The sequence below is a fragment of the Lacrimispora sanguinis genome (genome assembly GCF_044987295.1).
Lineage (GTDB): Bacteria > Bacillota > Clostridia > Lachnospirales > Lachnospiraceae > Lacrimispora > Lacrimispora celerecrescens_B.
Window position 1 is genome coordinate 2,999,953 of record NZ_CP173277.1, and the last position, 16,449, is coordinate 3,016,401.

General features: G+C 37.6%; 12 protein-coding genes. 3 read left to right on the forward strand and 9 right to left on the reverse strand.

Translation table 11 applies throughout. From position 1 onward, the window contains the following. Window positions 1-60: 60 nt before the first annotated feature. From ACHZES_RS13975 to istA, 4 genes are all read right to left on the reverse strand, one after another. Entirely contained in the window at window positions 61-393 is a 333-nt protein-coding gene (locus ACHZES_RS13975; RefSeq protein WP_395549183.1) for a hypothetical protein, read from the reverse strand. 1,577 nt (window positions 394-1,970) lie between these two features. Further along, a complete protein-coding gene (locus ACHZES_RS13980) occupies window positions 1,971-2,129 on the reverse strand; it encodes a hypothetical protein (protein WP_395549182.1) in 159 nt (52 codons plus the stop codon). A gap of 1,312 nt (window positions 2,130-3,441) precedes the next feature. Next, a complete protein-coding gene (gene istB / locus ACHZES_RS13985; protein WP_395549404.1) occupies window positions 3,442-4,218 on the reverse strand; it encodes an IS21-like element helper ATPase IstB in 777 nt (258 codons plus the stop codon). Window positions 4,219-4,224: 6 nt separating this feature from the next. After that, window positions 4,225-5,775, reverse strand: a complete 1,551-nt coding sequence (istA, locus tag ACHZES_RS13990) for an IS21 family transposase (RefSeq protein ID WP_395549405.1) — start codon at window positions 5,773-5,775, stop codon at window positions 4,225-4,227. Window positions 5,776-6,139: 364 nt separating this feature from the next. Here istA and ACHZES_RS13995 point away from each other — a divergent pair, with 364 nt between their 5' ends. Further along, window positions 6,140-7,165, forward strand: coding sequence for a hypothetical protein (locus ACHZES_RS13995; protein ID WP_395549312.1), 1,026 nt, complete (start codon window positions 6,140-6,142; stop codon window positions 7,163-7,165). A 302-nt stretch (window positions 7,166-7,467) separates the two neighbouring features. Then, window positions 7,468-8,043 (forward strand): hypothetical protein, encoded by a 576-nt coding sequence (locus ACHZES_RS14000; RefSeq protein ID WP_395549311.1) that lies wholly within the window; start codon window positions 7,468-7,470, stop codon window positions 8,041-8,043. Between the two features lie 513 nt (window positions 8,044-8,556). Here ACHZES_RS14000 and ACHZES_RS14005 read toward each other — a convergent pair. The 5 genes from ACHZES_RS14005 to ACHZES_RS14025 form a co-directional block, all read right to left on the reverse strand. After that, window positions 8,557-9,720: a helix-turn-helix domain-containing protein gene (locus tag ACHZES_RS14005; protein ID WP_395549310.1), complete on the reverse strand. Its 1,164-nt coding sequence runs from the start codon at window positions 9,718-9,720 to the stop codon at window positions 8,557-8,559. 13 nt (window positions 9,721-9,733) lie between these two features. Continuing rightward, window positions 9,734-10,495 carry a DUF5986 family protein gene (locus tag ACHZES_RS14010; RefSeq protein ID WP_395549309.1) on the reverse strand — a complete coding sequence of 254 codons (762 nt, stop codon included), beginning with the start codon at window positions 10,493-10,495 and terminating at the stop codon, window positions 9,734-9,736. Window positions 10,496-10,580: 85 nt separating this feature from the next. Then, complete coding sequence (locus ACHZES_RS14015; protein WP_404820236.1) at window positions 10,581-10,706, reverse strand: hypothetical protein; 126 nt, start codon at window positions 10,704-10,706, stop codon at window positions 10,581-10,583. 698 nt (window positions 10,707-11,404) lie between these two features. Further along, window positions 11,405-12,115, reverse strand: coding sequence for an HNH endonuclease signature motif containing protein (locus tag ACHZES_RS14020; protein ID WP_395549308.1), 711 nt, complete (start codon window positions 12,113-12,115; stop codon window positions 11,405-11,407). A gap of 3 nt (window positions 12,116-12,118) precedes the next feature. Then, window positions 12,119-13,456, reverse strand: coding sequence for an AAA family ATPase (locus tag ACHZES_RS14025; RefSeq protein ID WP_395549307.1), 1,338 nt, complete (start codon window positions 13,454-13,456; stop codon window positions 12,119-12,121). Between the two features lie 621 nt (window positions 13,457-14,077). On the opposite strand from ACHZES_RS14025, the gene ACHZES_RS14030 reads away from it, so the two are divergent. Further along, window positions 14,078-16,045: a methyl-accepting chemotaxis protein gene (locus ACHZES_RS14030; RefSeq protein ID WP_395549305.1), complete on the forward strand. Its 1,968-nt coding sequence runs from the start codon at window positions 14,078-14,080 to the stop codon at window positions 16,043-16,045. Window positions 16,046-16,449 lie beyond the last annotated feature (404 nt).

A 16,449-nucleotide genomic window follows, 5' to 3' on the forward strand; every position in this document is an offset into this window, starting at 1 on the left:
AGTTACCTACAGAACATAAATCCCTAGACTACGGTTGTTTCTTACTGGTTCTTGCCACTTTTATACTGTGCCTATGTACCTTGTAGTTCTATCTTTAATTATGTAAACCACTTCTCTTGGGTCATTGGCGGATACTAGACTAATTCTAATGCCAGAGTTTCCTAAGTCATTCGCCCAGTCCCCTCCCCCACCAACTGAACTGTTTCCATCTTTACCATCTGCGGAGTTTTCAAGTCCGCTTTTGGTTTCTATGCTTGTTGCGTGTGAAGTGAATGGAATTGATGTGACAAATAATGCGGTGACTAACGCTGTGCTGATAAACCGCTTGAATCTCACCCAGTTGTCCCCCCGTCTTTTTTTGCACCACCTTTTAATCTTTATGGCTGCTGGCATTACCTCCCTATGACTAAGACGCACCAGAAGTGTTTGCTTACCACCTTAGTCTTAATGGGTTCTATTTTAAGACCCTATTTCCCGCAATCATAACATCGCACCATAAAAAAGTCAATTATATTAAATCAAAATGACCCACACACGTATATGGTCTCAATAGACCCTTAAATCAACTCAAATAAATGTTAGTCCTAATCACAAAAATATGATAATTTTACTGGGTTTCTGCAAATCTCTTTTTAGTCTGATGTTACTTTTCGATACCTCCCATTATACTCTTAAGTCGTTCTTTTGATTGTTAGACATATACAAAATTCTCACCCTAAAAACTCCGTCTTAATACACGCCAACAAACATGCCTCCGTGGCGCACGTAAGCACTGTTTCCTGCCGTTTTTATAATTAAGACGAAGATTATTATCTATGCAGAAAACCGTCTTAAAAACGATCCTACGTATTTAAGTTTCCTTTTTTTATAAAAATTTACCTCTAAGGTCCGAGTATGTAACCCATTCTATGTATAACAAAATCACACATAGGCATTTTCAGCTGATGCCCTGTTATAATCCCCCTGTTTACCTGTGTCTCTACACTTTGCCCGTTCCCCATTACATGTTGCCTGCAACTCGGCATAGGTTCCCTCCATTCCCCCATTTGACCCAGTATTAAGCCATCATATCCTCCCCTTTGTCAATATAGGTCTAATCTGCCCCCTCCTTATCCTTATTTTTCCAACGCCTCTATACTAAAGAAAACACCTGGTCGTTCCTTAGTGAAAATATGTTGAAATTTATATTGGTATTTAAAAAGTCGAGACTTAATTTTAACAAGGGCTTCTGTGGTTCATATTTCCCATGTTAAGGTATAAAACACAACATCTTAGCTGAACATCGTTTATACCATTTCATTCCCCTTTTTATGTTTTTCTTCTCTTAATTAAAAGGGGGCAATTGACCAATTCCTTATAAACGCTCTTATTGGTTCTGTAGTAAATACAATAACCCCCACCTTTTGCTTATAGATCTATACTTTACTTTCAAGGTAGCTCATATGTGTTTTTCCAGTTAAACTTCGCTTTTTTAATACTTTCTATTTTTATCAAGGTTTGATAATTTTATTACATATCTATAAGATTCTATAAATATAGTTGGCGAGGTGAACATCTGTTAAAAAAGAAAATAACAGATGCACGTGTATGGTCTTCAATCGACCTTTTGAATTATGACAAAATTAGCGCTGGTTTCGGCAGCAAAAGTATGATAATTTTATTAGATATCTGTAAGTCTATCTGGTCTGATATTACTATACCCCTTTTTATTCTCGGTCCACTTCTGTAAACTTCCAAGCGTATTCAAGCCTCGCCCCACTATTAAGTAGTGCTGATAAACCGCCCCTGTGGCGCTCAATTTTTCCGTTTCCTGCCCTCCAAACCCATAAGACGAACATATTTCCATCTGCAAGCGAAAGTCGCCTTAAAATCGATTCTGAGCGTTTGCCTACAAAAGTACCTGACATTGGATATTTGCTTGTCCTGCGGACAGAAAAGGACACATAGCCCTTTTCCCTGCCGTGCGTCCTTTATCTATTTATACCTTGCTTAACTCCCCCTGAAAGCAGGTCAATATTTGATACGGTGCTGTTAAACTCTGCTCCCATACCAATTCCTGCCAGTCTTAAGTAGTATTTCCTATCGGTGGAAAGCTTTATGTCTCCCCATGTTGAATCCGCTGTAGTCACAAAGCTATAACCCTTATCTTAGTATTATGGAAGAATAAAAGTTTGTTATTTCTATTGCATAACTGTAAAGGGTTGTAATCCCTAATACTGGTTTCTATTACTTTACCTGTAGATAAACCAAAATAGTGATTGGTACCTTGTAATCGCTCTGCTTTGACAGTGAGTGTAGGACACTTTGTTTGCTTGCTATCCCAAGGCAAAAAGAAAAGGTACATGGCTCTTTCAGCCTGCACCCTGTTATAATCTGCCTATTTACCTGCGTTTCTACCCTTTGCCCGCTCTCCGCCACATATTGCTTGCAACCCGGCATAGGTTCCCTCTGTTTCCCTATTTGGCCTATCATTAAGCCATCATATCCTCCCTTATCAATATAGGTCTACTCGTACCCTCTCCCTTGTATTTTTATTTCCCTTATTCGCTAAAGCTTATTAGACCCCAGGTCACTCGCTTAGCAAAGATACGCCAAATTTATATTGGTATTTAAAAAGTCGTGACTTAATTTTAACAAGGGCTTCTATGTTTCATATTTCTCATGTTAAGGTATAAACCACAACATCTTAACTGAACATCATTTATACCCTGTCATTTCCCTTTTTTATGTTTTTCTTCTCTTAATTAAAAGGTGGCGATTAACCAATTCCTTATAAACACTCTTATTGGTTCTGTAGGAAATGTAATAACCCCCCACCTTTCGCTTATGGATCTATACTTTACTTTCAAGGTAGCTCATATGTGTTTTTCCAGTTAAACTTCACTTTTTTAATATTCTCTTCTTTATCAAGGTTTGATGATTTTATTACATATCTGCAAGATTCATGCAAGTGAAACTGTTCTTTACAATGTACCGTATGCTTACTACATATTCCAATCGTTAAAAGTCTTTGGCTTTATGATTCCTGCCCCCTACAACATTACCTATAGCATACTCCTCTCCCTTGAGACAAAGGTCATTACGTTTCTACACACCTTCAATCCTTCTCCTCATGCATTACTTACCGAAACAAAGGTCATTACGTTTCTACACATCTTCAAGCCTTTTTCTTAAGTATCAACCCCCTATAAACCACTTTTGCTTACTTTATACGTCGTATGCTCTCTGTACGCTTTTGGTTCACGCTCTTACCTTTGCTATCTATGCATATTGCGCTTTCTATCCTTGTCATTTATAATCTTTTCTATATCATTCTTTAAAGGACATTAATTATGCTATACAGGACAAAAGATACCAAATGAATATTCTTGTGCGGTGAAACCGCAGTTCCGGGAAATCGGGAACCGATTGACCGGAACATGGGAACCACCTTATGCGAGTTTACTCGCTCATGTTTTTGTCTAGTCCGTATACCTCTCGCATTGAGATATCCTTTGAAGGATCAATGCTTTGGATATTAATTTTATAGGCATCATAAACAATACGATCCAGAATGGCATCAGCCAGAGGACTGGATTCACCACCTAACTGTTCATACCATCCTTCCTGCAGATACTGGGAGCAGAAAATCGTAGATGATTTCTTACGTCTCCTATGCAGAAGTTCAAATATATCTTTTTGTTCATTGTCAGTTGGTTTGAGCAAGAGCCATTCATCAATGATAAGAAGAAGTGGATTGGCATATTTCGCCATGACCTTTTTGTATGTACCTTCATTTCTTGACATCTCCAGCTCAATCAAAAGATCTGGGAGACGTACATATTTAGTATTGTAATACTGCTTACATGCTTCCATACCGAACGCGCATGCCATGTAAGTCTTACCACTACCTGTTGCACCAGTAATAAATAAGTTACGGTGTTCAGATATATATTCGCAAGCAGCAAGTCTCCTTATGAGTTCTCTGTTCAGCTTGCGTCCTGAAGTATAATCGATATCCATGATACTTGCTTCAGTCTGGTCGAATCCAGCGTTATGAATCAGTCTTTTCAGTCGATTATTCTTACGGCTGCTGAATTCGATGTCGGTCAGCATACCAAAGCGGTCTTCGAAGGAAACTTCTTTCATCTTTGGATCATTTAGCTGATTACGGAATGCATCTGCCATAGAGCTAAGACGCATTTCTATTAATTTATCAATCGTACTTTGGTTTGTCATAAGTGTTTACCTCCGATAATAGTCGGCACCTCTTGTGATGCCATACTTGTTTTGTGTGTTTGCTGATTTTGTTCCAAAATCAGTATCAACAGATTTGTCATGCCCCGCGGTGAGTATGTTTTTAATACTTTTGTAGCTAGGCGTTGCTGTGTAGCTGAGAGCCTTTTCACAGGCAGCTTCTAATCTCTCTACTGAGTATTTATCAGCAAGCTTAAGAAGTCCCATACAGCCTTTATAAGTCTGTTGTTCCACACGTTTGGAGGTAAGGATTGCATCCACTACCTTGTACGTATTGTTACCGATCCGCTCACCCCACTTACGGAAACGGTCACCGTTCCACTCCAGATATTTCTGGTGGTCTTCTGGCATATGTTCCAGGATCGTATCATACTGACCTTTTCTGCCATGAAGTCTTTTGTGAGAAGCTATGCGGTTGTGGTTGTAGAAAATTTCAATTGTAGTATCTGTTACCCTGACATCTACCTTGCGTTTAATGTATTCATATGGAACCGAGTATAGCATTCCATCAATGGATATGTGATAATTGAACTGAACAGTGGCCTGTTTCCAGTCCGCCAGTTCAAAAGAGGTAGCAGGTAGGGGAGCCAGCAATGGCAGTTCTTCGTCGCGGAAGAGTTCCAATCGGCTACCTTCTTTCTTTTGAAAGAGCCTTTTATTGAATTCTTCTAGTTTCTGACGTATCACACGATTTAATTCTGCAAGTGAAAAGAACTGTTCATCACGTAGTGCAGCGATAATCCAGGTGGAAATATTTCCGACGGATCCTTCTGCATTTGGCTTGTCCTTAGGTGCACGCACTCTGGCTGGAATAATAGCAGTACCATAGTGTTCAGCCATTTCCTGATATGTGGCATTGATTCGTTGATCATTCCAGTTATTATTATGTATTACTGCTGTTTTGCAGTTGTCAGGAACCAGAATCTTAGCAACACCACCAAAGAACTGATACATGTGAACATGTGCTCTAATCCACGCAGGTTGCTTTTCATCAATGAATGCTTCTGCATACACGTATTGGCTATAGGTCATAACACCAACGAAAACGTAAGCATTTATGATTTCACCCGTATCTGGATCGATGAGGTGAGCTGGATCACCAGCCCAATCCACTTCCACCTGTTCACCAGGTTTACGATTGATGTGCATGGTTGCACGGTGTTTCTGCTCATCCTGCTGGATATAATAGCAGAACTGGGAATACATCAAAGGCTCATCGCCATTTAATCGGCAATCCTCCATGTATTCAGTCCACAGGAGCTTTTTACTAACGCCATTGCGGAGTAGCTCCTTGCGGATGTAAGCATAATCAGGCATACGTTTATTCGATGCTTCGATATGCTTGCCTTTTTCTGGAAAAAGAATTCCAGCAAGGACTTCGTCGGTCTGGTTCTTATCGAGTGGCCATGAAATATTTAATTCGCTGGCTTTCTTAAGAACACTGTTGACGGTTTTTTTAGAGACACTGCAGCTATCTGCAATACTCTGTTGGCTGAGATGTAGACTATGTAGTCTTAAAATCTCTCGATATTTGGTCATGATAGTGACCTCCCATAATGAATTTACACCGACAGGGTGCATGATTTCATTATAAGACTTTTATGTTTAAATGGTTTCCAACACCGAAATGTCGGTTTCCTTTAAAACGGAATAACGGTTTCCATAGTCCGGACAGATGGTGTAATCAGCTCCGGATTACTCAACCAAATACAATATTCAGCCGAAAAACCACTTAACAACCCATGAAAAACAACTGGTCTCACAGTTTATAAATACTTTTGATAAACCCGATTATAGAATCTCCCCTTTTGAACTACGTTTACCATCATCAGAGATACGGGCTTTCCTATTAAACTCTGATTCCCCCATCAGCTTCATAAGCTTTAACAGACTGACCCGTTGCTTGGGACGTACCTCTAAGAACCATTATGCCTACAGCCTGGTGATTCTACATAGCCTTGCTGTTCCGGGACCACGGAGTAAAGTTAAGTTTTCCAGAAGCTTCCCTGTTAATAAAATCCGCACCATCTCTTTTTACGGGACAAAGCGCACATGGGCAGAGGAATACCAGTTACTTATGCGGTACGCCCATTCCTTAGGCTGCACCTCCTTTGCTGATTGCTTTGGGGGAAGCGGTTTCCTAAGTCTCCTTGCAAGCAGGCTCAATCTATTTGGAAAGGTCTTTTTAAATGAGGGGTCTACTTCTATTTATAACTTTCATTGTGTCATGCAATCGGACATACACTTTAGGCAGTTTGAAGAACTGATAAGTATTACACCTCAACTAAACCAAGAATCGTTTTATATCTTAAGGGACAACTTCTATTCCACCAGGACAACCACTTCAAATACCAAATCCTTTGAGGGTAGAGAGGAACGAAGACAATTACAGACCATAGATGTGAATAAAGCGGTTAGTCTCTATGCCATTAAACATTACGCTTATAATTGCCAAGGTGGTTTTACAAAGACTAAGATTCCACTTTCTTCCCATGTAGAAGCACTTAGAAAGACCCACGGGTTATACCAGTCCATTGAATTATCCAATTATTACTATCGGAAATTCCTAGTAAGCCACTTATATGAGAAAGAGTGCTTCATTATATTGGACCCTCCCTACCTAAAAGAGTTCCGGGTACAAAAGCAAAGCTATGAATTGGAATTTACTGACCGCCAACATCGAAGTATGCTACAACTTCTAAGCAAAGAAGACTATCCTGCAAAAATGATTCTTTGCGGATATAAAGAAAAAGAGAATGATTTATACAGCCGTTACTTGCAACGTGCCCCGGTTCCATGGCACTGCATTCAATTCAAAAGGGCTGGGCAGAGTAAGATGAATACAGAATCAAGAGAATATATCTGGTGCAATTTTGATGTGGACATTCTCTGCTCTGATTATTCCCACCTTTTTGAATCTGTTTTCTAGTAGGCTGCACCTTAAATCCAAATATCAAAATGCAGTCTACAAGTTTATTTACAAATCACTTAGTCACCTATGATTCATAGTAAAGTATCGTTGCATATTTCCTTAACCTTTGATAAACTAATGTTACAAGGAAATAATCGCCTGTGCGTAGGAGAAAAAGCAATTAGGAAATCCGATTCAAATAAACCGGAAAAGGTTATTGAATCAGGTATGCTCAATTTTTAGTTAAGCTGGGTATTTACCCTGCCTCGCTTTTATTACTAAACAGATACGCTAAGACATAATTAAGGGGGTAACACAAAATGTATTTTGAATTTACTAAGAAAAATCATTATGTAGATGATGATGGAAAAGAAAAGGATTTTGCAAAGTTAGAAAGCCAGTATAAAAAATTTGTCAAAGAATTTCATCCAGATAATGGTGGTAACGATTCAGATTTTACATTGATGAAGAATGAATTTGAGGAGTGGAAAAAAGTTATTGCTGACACTATTATTATAAGTAAAGAAGCTGATGAAATAGAAAAATTAATAAAATCTGAAAACCATCCTGGCTATCCCAATTATTCCTCTAGTTGGAATAATAAACTCTGGAACTATTATTCCTATCTTTATAAATTTGACCAAAATTTCACCAAATTAGCTGAGCACAAGGAAATAGTAGATCTTTTTAATCTTGATATAAAACTAACTACTCGAGTGTACGGCAGTATAGATAGTTATAGCATTCTAATATTCTTTAAAAGTGACCGTAAACATATAGACAATAACATTGAATCAATATTTGGAAGTTTGCGTAATGAATTAAAAAATCTTTATCCCGGCTTTAATTTTTCTTTTATCGTAGATTGCAGCGGAAATCCTCCATTGCAGTTTTAAACAATATAAATCTTGTCTTATTGTTTAATAAGTGAAACAGTCATGATATTTTTGATAGCTAATAATGAAAATGATATGTAATAAACCCCAAAAGAGCCAGTGACCTTCCATAACGCTGACTCTTTTGTAGTCTGTCATCCATCAGTAATACCGTCATGTTTTTAATAATCTTTCGCAGTTTCCAATAAAACCCTTTTATGGTATCACTGTTCATTAATATACAGCCAATAGTTCAACCTAGAGGTTATTACGAACAAGATAACTATGCGTGAATATAATTCAAAGCGGAGTTATTGACGATATAGCCAACACTGACTCCTGCAGTTCATTAAACTGTGAGATAATACTTTCAACCGTTAATTATAACATATCAATATCCTGTTTATTTCCGTACCCCATCATTCTGGGCAAGAATATACAAGCAATACTGATTCCTTCTCTCTTTGAATATTCCGCTAACTGACGGTGTAATGACTCATTCTGTTATTAATTAATACTATATAAATAAATATCCTATCTTATTGCCAACCTAATACTTGTTAATTCTTTGTTGAACTTAAAATAACCAGGTTCCAAACCTAACAATTCTTCAACCATATAAGAATTTAATGTTAATCCACAGTTAGTTAACTCCTTAAAAAATCCCTCATGCGATAATAATTTCTTTTCAAATATCATATTCAAAGCATGTTTTAAATATCTTGGTTGAGGTACAGGTGTTTCTGTATCAAATGGTTCAACTTGTCTATAGCCTTTAAAAGATAATTGCTTCATTAAATATTGATACTGATTAACATTAATAGCCTCTATTTGATTTGCCCGTACTATAATCGCCGCAGCAGAAACTCTATATTTTTTCTTTAAATCAAAAAACAATTTAAGCTCTGTCTTTCTTCCACGGCTTAAATCCTCATTCAACATATCTTTAGGTATCAGTAATGAACCTGCAAAACGATTCATTATATTCTCCATATTACTATATTCTACTTTTGTCATTGAATCTATATCAAATAAATCGTCTAATAATATGTGCCCCAATTCATGAGCAGCACTAAACTGTCTTCTATATGCATTTTCTTTGTCGGCCCCAAGCACAACAACTGGGATAGAATGATTTCTTTTCTTTTCGACTTCAACCTGGCTATAAGCATCTATATTATTATGTGTGTTAAAAGAAGATATTAAAACCCCGTTTTTCTCCATTATATCAATTATATTCCATATTGGCCCATCTCCCAGCCCCCATGCCTTTCTAACTGTATCGGCTAATAATTCTATTTCCAAATTAGCTAAATCAAGATTTTCCACATCGATTTGCGTATACTCTGGAAATTTAATATACTTATTGATAACCAAGTAAATTTTTATTAACAATTTTACTCTTTCTATTTGCGCCTGTTTCTCTTTTTTTAAAGTTGACGATGGCGAACGAAAGTAAGTGTCTCCCACAATTAACTCTTCTTCGTCTTGTTCATAAAAAAACTCTCTAGGAAAGCCCAATTGCCCGATTAATTTCAATAGAACTTCCGTTTTAGGTGCAATTTTTCCATTCTCATACTGCGAAATAGCCTGGCTCGATATATCTATTGCATTTGATATTTCTGTAATTGTCATTCCACTATAAAGTCTTGCAGACTTCAATCTGGCCCCATTGAAATTACCATTTAAAGAAGCCATCTATGATTCCCTCCTACTCTACTACATTGTGTTTTTCTTGACTTCCAATATTCTCTTCTAAAACCGGAGGTTCATCTAATGCCCTATATTCCAATAGAATTTCATTATCTGTGGGAATAGTTATTTCCACTGGAACAAACTCAGTTGTATATTCAGCTTCAATATAATTACTCCAATCCACTGTATAAATGGACTCGAATCCCAAAATTGGAATTTTTGCTTCTATATGCTTCATCTTTCTGTTTTTTTGTTCAAATAAAATCATACAAAACGTATCTACTTTATCAATAAGACCTGGTAACATTTCATTTAATCTTGATTCAATTATCTCTAATATTTCTGAATCATAACGCTTAGTATTCATAAAGCAACTGGTTTGCTCATATTCGACCTGATAATTTCCCCTTAATTTATTATTTGCATATGATAATTCATTACAATAGTGATAAATCTTATTATCAGCATCTTGAGATAAACTTTTATAATTCTTAACTCTCATCAAAATATATAAATAATTAGTATTTAAATCAAAAATATAGATAAAAGACCATAAATTCCCCCTTTCCACTACATCGATTACATATCGCTTGGGGCTAAGATTCCGTTTTACTTGTGTGTTAATATGATTCCAAATGTCTGCGGCACGTCCATTATGTGTTATTTTACCTTCTACTTGCTCCTGTTCCCAGTAAGAAAATTCTCCATCCTGTATTGAGGAAATTATCTGTTTGATAGCAATCTCAGGTATAGGAATCTTTTTATCGTAAACCATCATGCATTTCTCCTCCAAATATATTATATCAATTATTTTACCATAAATCGAAAATTTTGCAAGTTTTTTTTATTGTTACTCAATAAATTCAAGGCCAAGCCACATTATTGGATAAATCAATAATATGACTTGGCAAAATTGTCACTGCATGACCAAGGAGAGTCTGTATAGTTTTCATGAAAGTACCACTCTCCAGGGTTCTGGTGGTAACCATATGACGGAATGAATGAAATGCAAAATCTTTTATTCCATATCCGTCTTCCCTTATCTTATCAATAATCCGCTAAAGGTCGGGAACAATGAAAATAGCTACAAACCATTGATGTTCCAAACGCGGTTCAACTCTATGCCATTAAACACTATGCCTATAACTGTCAGGGTGGCTTTACAACGACAAAGATTCCCCTTGCTTCCCATGTTGCCTCACTAAAAAGACCCACTTACTATATCAGCCTATCGATTGTCCAATTACTACTACCGAAAATTCCTGATAAGCCACTTATATGAAGAGGGTTGCTTTATTATCATGGCCCCTCCTTATTTACGAGTGTTCCGGGTACAAAAACAAAGTTTGAGATGGAATTTACTGACCGCCAACACTGTAGCATGCTACAGCTATTAGCCAAGGAAGATTACCTGCAAAAGTGGTTTCTTGCGTATATAAAGAAAAAAAGAATGATTTATACAGTCGTTACTTGCAACGTGCCCCGATTCCATGGCACTGCATTCAATTCAAGAGGGCTGGACATAGCAAGAGAGATACAGAATCACGTGAATATATTTGGTGCAATTTTGATGTGGAGACTCTTTGCTCAGAATATCCCCATTTATTTGAGTTAGTTTTTTAGATAATTTTTTGTTAAGTATATTAATAAAGCAACCTGCTATTTATTTACAGGTTGCTTTATGTTATTATAATATTTCGCCTAACCGTTGTACTGGATTTCCATTCTTATCAAAACAACTTCTTGATGTTCCTGGAAAAGCAGTTATTAATGCCCTCTTTATAATATCGTATTCCTTAAATACCATCATCCAAATCGAAAAAAAGCCATATCCTTTAGCCATATTTACAATATTTACTATTTGGCTATTCCGGTCTTCTTCATTTTTTAACATCAACCATGTTGATTTTGTTGTCTCCGCTATTGACAAGGTCTCGAATCGATTTTCCCATCTCTTATCTCTAATCTTCTTTTCATCTTCACCTTTTCCAGGTTGGTAATCTAATTCAATATCTGAAAATAGCTGTTCAGCCCTTTTTAATGCCTCATCACTAACTGTTTTTAAATACTCCTCATTAACCTTCGGAACTGCCCCTTCATATGTAAAAGCCAGAAAGGTATTATGCTTATCTGGCCACAACCACTTATCAAGGTCACCTTTCTTTATTTTTTCTGATTTACGTGAATTACAATAGGTGCATCCTAGAAGCAGATTATCCCAATCTTTTAAGGCTCCACCACTATTTTTACTCTCCTTATGTTCCACTGCCAAAGCATTAGTTACATGCATTTCACAAAAAGAGCAATATTTTCCCACTTTCTCTTCTAAATATGGTTTCGCATCTTGGTATACATCAATCTCCGTATACGGAGATATTCCCTTATCCACAGGTCTCATATTCTACTCCAATTCAACCTTTTTTTGAAGATATTTCTGATTTAAAAAAGCATAATATGCCGGATTATCTCCAAAACGTGCAGTCAAAAGTTCTAATTGTGACTTTAAGCTTTGTAAATCTTCTTTATTGTTCACCTGTTCTAATTGTGAAAAATATCGTTGGGCCGTCTCATACATTTGTTGCTTTTCATCGCTATATTGGGGATTTTCAACCCCCATAATATCTTCTGCAATATCTTCAATACTTTTTCCTGAGTACTCATCCTCTATTTCACCTTCCATTGATATTAGCTGACCATCTTTCAATGACTGGATAATAAAAGGTGAATGACTGGCACAGATAAATTGGATTTTAGGAAAAATCGTGGTTAATGTATTTACTATTCTTCTCTGCCAACTAGGGTGTAAACTTAAATCCAACTCATCTATGATGACGACTCCCGGCGTCTTATTAAATGTATCCTCTTTTAAATACGGATTTAATATACACATTCTGGTTGCAATATCTGCTACTATTTTTATAACATCACGATAACCATCGCTAAGACTCTCAAAAGGAATCCAAGTTCCATCAGGCTCCACCAAAGCTAAACCATTATATCTCAAAGAATATTCTATAGATTCATCTTTTTTTAGTTCATCTTCCATACTTTTTCTTATTGCATTCATTATTAATGAATATGCAGGAAAATTAACACCATTTTTTTCCTGGTTGGATATCTCAACAAGATGCCTTATATAGTTGAATGCCATTTGCATACCACGCTTTTTATCAAGACACCTATGATAAGCATCTGTTCGATTTGGGATATCGTAATTAAATTCCGAATTTTTATTTTCATTCCACAATCTTGCAGAGCTTAAATATAATACCAATGGTAAAATAAGTGCTTCATCACTTCCGTCGCCCTGTTTCATTGAGTTTTCCCAAAAAACGACTTGTTTCTGCATTGGATTATTACCATCAAATTTCGTGCGTCCTTCTTTTTTCTCCAAGACCCTTCTATATGTGAGCAATTTATTATCCATCATTAACTTAGTGCCAATAATACATGGATATTGAGCTATGCCTTGACTGATTAATATATCCTTCTTTAAGTTGATTTTATTCTTTCTACGTACATCGCTCTCCGAAATATTAAAGACAAAACGACTGGGGACATAATTCTTATAGGCTGCTAAATATGCTCCCAAAGCCACATTTAAGGCTTCCAGTACACTTGTTTTTCCTGAAGCATTTGTACCTATTAATAAATTCATATTTTTATCCAAATTAACTGTCTTATCTGTAAAACGTCTATAATTATGCAGTTTAATTTCCGTAATATAAAACTGGTTCATATCCCAACCTCCAATCATATTAATTTTTTCCCATTTTAAAATGATTATACTCTATTTAATATCTGCTTACAACTCTTTATCTTTAATTGAACGAATAGCTTTTAAATCGTTTTAAAAACTTATTCTATAATGATAGCAAAAGCCAGTGACATAATACAAAGTCACTGGCTTTATCCATCGTAATTATTCATTATAAACAGGGTTTGTTGTACGACTGTTGTACGCTTTTTTGTTGTACGCATACTGGAAACCCTCCTTTTTCCGTGTGTTTTTCATGTTTTTACAACTGTGTCTCGAACACACCGGTCGTTGAATGCAAATGGCCTTGATACATAGGAAAATCAAGGGTCTGCGACCTTATTGCATAAAAAAGTGTAGCACAAAATACGTTAAAAGGCAAGTAATGCCCTAAAATTTGTAACGGAATGTAAATTTATTTGCGTATATTGGCCGAAATAGAGATATGAATTCTTGTTCATTGTTATACTCACATTTTACATAATTTTAAATAAAAGGAATTAGACATTTTTACTAACATAAAGTATACTTGATTCTAAAAGCCCTGCTTTTTATTCCTATCATTTCATGCTTAAACGAAGTACAGTACAAAGGAGAAATATTATGAAGAGCATCAAAACAAAAATACTGCTTAGCATGGCTTTGACAGTATTTCTTTCTCTATGCGCAGTTGGAGGAACCAGCATTTATTTAAACTATTCCAGCATGATCGGGACCATGAACCAGACCATGACGGAACTGGCACGCACCGCTTCACAGCGGGTTTCCAAGGAGCTGGATATTTACAAAAATATTGCCTATGAAGTCGGCAGCATGGACAGACTCTCAAGCCCAGGAACCAGCGTGGCAGATAAAAAAACCATCATAGACCAGAAGGCAAAAGCACACGACTTCCAGAGGGGTAACATACTGGGAGCAGACGGGATCAGCATCTTTGATGGAAAAGACTATTCTGACCGGGACTATTTTCAAAAATCCCTAAACGGCGAGACAGTGGTATCCGATCCTCTGATCAGTAAGATCACAGGACAGCTTACTATTATAATATCCGCCCCATTATGGGATAAAGGAATTCCGGATTCCAAAGTAGTAGGCGTTGTATACTTTGTCCCTACTGAGACTTTTTTAAATGATATCGTTGCCAGCATAAAGATAAGTAAGGGAAGCAGTTCTTACATACTGAACAAAGATGGCGGTGTCATTGCCGATGTGGATATGGAGAAGGTAACCAATGTGACAAATACCCAGGATATCGCAAAGACAGACCCAGGGCTTGCCGCACTTGCTGCTCTTGAGAAAGGAATGACCGAAGGAAATAGCGGCTTTGGCCGTTACAACAAGGGCGGTGTAAACGAATTTCTGGCTTATGCCCCCATTGAGGGGACCGATGGCTGGAGCTTCGGCCTAAAAGCTCCTATGACTGACTTTATGGGAGCAACCGTAACCGGAATCATCATTTCGGTTATACTGCTCATCGCAGCACTGACTGTGGCCGGAATCATATCCGTTGTCCTGGCTGGAAAAATCGGAAATCCCGTAAATGCCTGCGCTGAACGCTTAAAAAGACTGGTACAGGGTGATCTGGAATCCCCAGTTCCTGTAATAAACAACCAGGACGAAACCGGTGTGCTGGCAGGAGCTACCCGGGAACTGGTAGACGGGTTAAAGATGATCATTGGAGATGTGGATCATATTCTCAATGAAATGGCAGAAGGCAGCTTAACGGTTTCTTCCAGCTGTGAATCCGCCTATGTAGGAGGATTTGGGGGAATCTTACAGTCTATGACCCAGCTTCAGACCAGGCTTAGGGATACACTCTTAAGAATCAATCAGTCTTCTGAGGAAGTAGCCTCCGGCGCGGAACAAGTTTCCGCAGGAGCGCAGGCCCTCTCCCAGGGAGCAACGGAGCAGGCTAGTTCCGTGGAAGAGCTGGTAGCTACGATAACCCTTATTTCTTCTCATGTTGATTTAAATGCCAAAAATGCAGAGGAAGCGACTCTCCAGGCAAAGGAGACTTCCTCCCAGTTGGAAAATGGAAAAGAACAGATGAAGAGAATGACCGATGCAATGAATGAGATCAACCAAACCTCCAATGAAATCGGTAAAATCATAAAAACCATCGAAGATATTGCCTACCAGACCAATATCCTGGCATTAAATGCAGCGGTTGAAGCCGCCCGTGCCGGAGAAGCGGGGAAAGGCTTTGCCGTTGTTGCCGACGAAGTGCGCAATCTTGCATCCAAAAGTGCAGAGGCCTCAAAAAGCACGGCTATCCTCATAGAAAGCTCAGCACAATCGGTACAAAAGGGCACGGGAATCGCCGGGGAAACAGCGGATTCTCTGGAACGGATCGCGGCTTCTTCTGAAAAAATGGCTTCACTGATATATGATATTGCCGCAGCATCTCAGGAACAAGCTAGCTCCATTGCCCATGTGGCACTGGGAATCGACCAGATATCCGGCGTTGTGCAGACCAATTCCGCTACGGCAGAAGAGAGTGCCGCCACCAGCGAAGAGCTCTCCAGTCAGGCTCAGATTTTAAATGGCCTGATGGATCAGTTCCGATTCTAATTAATATAAAACCGCTTCATAATGAATGATTCATGTCAATTAATATTCATCATTCATTATGAAGCGGTATTTTTTTATGAGGCTAATCACTCTACCAGCTCAAGGGCCAGTTCTTTGTCCGAATGAATAATCCTATAAATTCTCTCCTGTCCGGAAACCCCGAAGTATTTTTTCAGCAAATGTTTTGCTTCCCCATCGCTTTCAACCGATTAAATTTTACACGTAAGCATCTACCATATTGACTAAAATCGGAAAGATAACTATAATTATTAGTAATTCCATATTCAGGAAATTTAAGAAAAGATATAATATTACATAATTATCAAATATTATGTCAAATCCGACATTTATCCAAAAATTCATGGAAACAAACATCTTATGGCAACATAAATTCAAACATGGAG